The organism is Polynucleobacter sp. QLW-P1DATA-2, assembly GCF_001870365.1.
Taxonomy (GTDB): domain Bacteria; phylum Pseudomonadota; class Gammaproteobacteria; order Burkholderiales; family Burkholderiaceae; genus Polynucleobacter.
Window position 1 is genome coordinate 1 of the sequence record NZ_LZMQ01000012.1, and the last position, 1,992, is coordinate 1,992.

The following is a 1,992-nucleotide window of genomic DNA, read 5'->3' on the forward strand; positions in this document are numbered from 1 at the left end:
ATGGCAGCCAAGATAACTACGCGCTGAACGCAAGCGTTAACAATGCTTTAGGCTCTAATACAACCAATACAGTAAATTTATCTAAAGCGGCCTTAGGCATCTCTAATACCACGGCAACGTATGCTGGCTCAACCACGATTGCTACAGGTAATGGCAGTTTTACATTAACCGGTTTGGTTGGTAGTGATGTCAATACCACCGCAAGTTCGGGTGTTATTAATGATGCAAACGTAGCCAGCGCTACTAAATTTACAGCGGTCACTTTAGCCAATGGCAGCCAAGATAACTACGCGCTGAACGCAAGCGTTAACAATGCTTTAGGCTCTAATACAACCAATACAGTAAATTTATCTAAAGCGGCCTTAGGCATCTCTAATACCACGGCAACGTATGCTGGCTCAACCACGATTGCTGCAGGCAATGGCAGTTTTGCATTAACCGGTTTGGTTGGTAGTGATGTCAATACCACCGCAAGTTCGGGTGTTATTAATGATGCAAACGTAGCCAGCGCTACTAAATTTACAGCGGTCACTTTAGCCAATGGCAGCCAAGATAACTACGCGCTGAACGCAAGCGTTAACAATGCTTTAGGCTCTAATACAACCAATACGGTGAGCCTGGCGAAGGCTAGCCTAGACATATCGGGCATTACAGCTGCAAATAAAGTCTATGACGGTACCACTTTGGCGACTATTAGTACAAGTAATATTGTTTACTCTGGCCTGCGAGCTGGAGATGTGATTAACACCAGCGCTACAGGAGTTTTCAATACTCCATCGGTAGGTGTAAATAAGCCAGTGGCTTTAACACTTGTTAATACGGGCTCTAGTTTGCCCAATTATGCAGTAACAAATCAGGCTTATGCGTATGCCAATATTACTGCCAATAGTGCCCCGCCATCACCACCATCACCACTACCCCTACCACCTAATGTCAATCCGGTAAGCCCCGTTGTTGTTCCGTCGAGCACTCAATCAGCTGGCCTCGGTGTTTCTTTTGGACCTGCTTCTATAGAGGAGTCTAATACTTGCGGCACTAAACGAGCTTGTAATTGCGACGCGACGGGTACTGCCGGAGTAGAGATTTGCTATTTAATTGACGTCGATAGTGTTAAGCCAAAACTCCAGTTATCTAAGTTAGTTGGTGGCAAATGGTAAGCATTAATTTTCCTCATACCCCAATCGTTGGGTCATCAGGAAGCAATAACTTTTGACTTGTAGAAAATATCGCTATTCCCTATCGGCTAAGTCGCGATGTCACAGTAACTTTGCAATTTGAAGAGCGCCCCATCCTGCGCCACCATATTGGCATTTGGCATCACACAGTCTTCGGTCTTTTCACTCACGGCACATCCCTTCAAATTTAATTTTGATATTAGCTCTTAGGTGTACACCTTTATAAGACCGCAAGCTAAATCATCTCCATAAGAGTCTCTTTTTAACAAAATTGTTCCTTAAGAGGTTGAATTTACTCAAATTTTTGCAATATTTAACAATTCAGAGCGTCGTTTTTAGGATAATAGCTACTATGAATAAAAGATCCTACAAACTCATATTTTCTAAGCACCGCAATAAGATTATTGCGGTGGGGGAGAACGCGTCTAGCGTCTCTCATTCTGGAGCAAAAAAATCAATCTAAACGAGGCATCGTTTCCCATATTTCTTATGTTGCTAGGTTGTCTCTTTGCTCGTTTGCCGCATTAATTGCTTTAGCTGGGTATAGCTCTGCATTTGCCGCCCCTGCTTTAAATGCCCTGCCTACAGGTGGCACGGTTGCCGCTGGTCAGGTCGCTATTAGTCAATCAGGCAATACGCTCACCGTGAACCAGACCACCAATCAAGCGATTGTGAACTGGAACTCTTTTAACATTGGCGCCAACGCCAAAGTAGTCATCAATCAACCTAGTGCAAACAGTGTTCAACTTGATCGGGTGACTGGCAACAATGCCTCCCAAATCTTTGGACAGTTAACTTCCAATGGCCAAGTCATCTT

General features: G+C 44.1%; 3 protein-coding genes. All 3 read left to right on the plus strand.

Features of this window, described 5'->3' with window-relative positions:
* On the plus strand, positions 1 to 1,157 hold a 1,157-nt coding region (locus A9236_RS11125), incomplete at its 5' end, for a YDG domain-containing protein (protein ID WP_236638919.1).
* Positions 1,158 to 1,527: 370 nt separating this feature from the next.
* Positions 1,528 to 1,638 (plus strand): ESPR-type extended signal peptide-containing protein, encoded by a 111-nt coding sequence (locus A9236_RS11560; RefSeq protein ID WP_161485630.1) that lies wholly within the window; start codon positions 1,528 to 1,530, stop codon positions 1,636 to 1,638.
* A 37-nt stretch (positions 1,639 to 1,675) separates the two neighbouring features.
* On the plus strand, positions 1,676 to 1,992 hold a 317-nt coding region (locus tag A9236_RS10800; RefSeq protein ID WP_143070645.1), incomplete at its 3' end, for a filamentous hemagglutinin N-terminal domain-containing protein.

Coding starts and splice junctions, on each gene's coding strand:
- A9236_RS11560 (WP_161485630.1), top strand. CDS start 1,528: ATGAATAAAAGATCCTACAAACTCATATTTTCTAAGCACCGCAATAAG.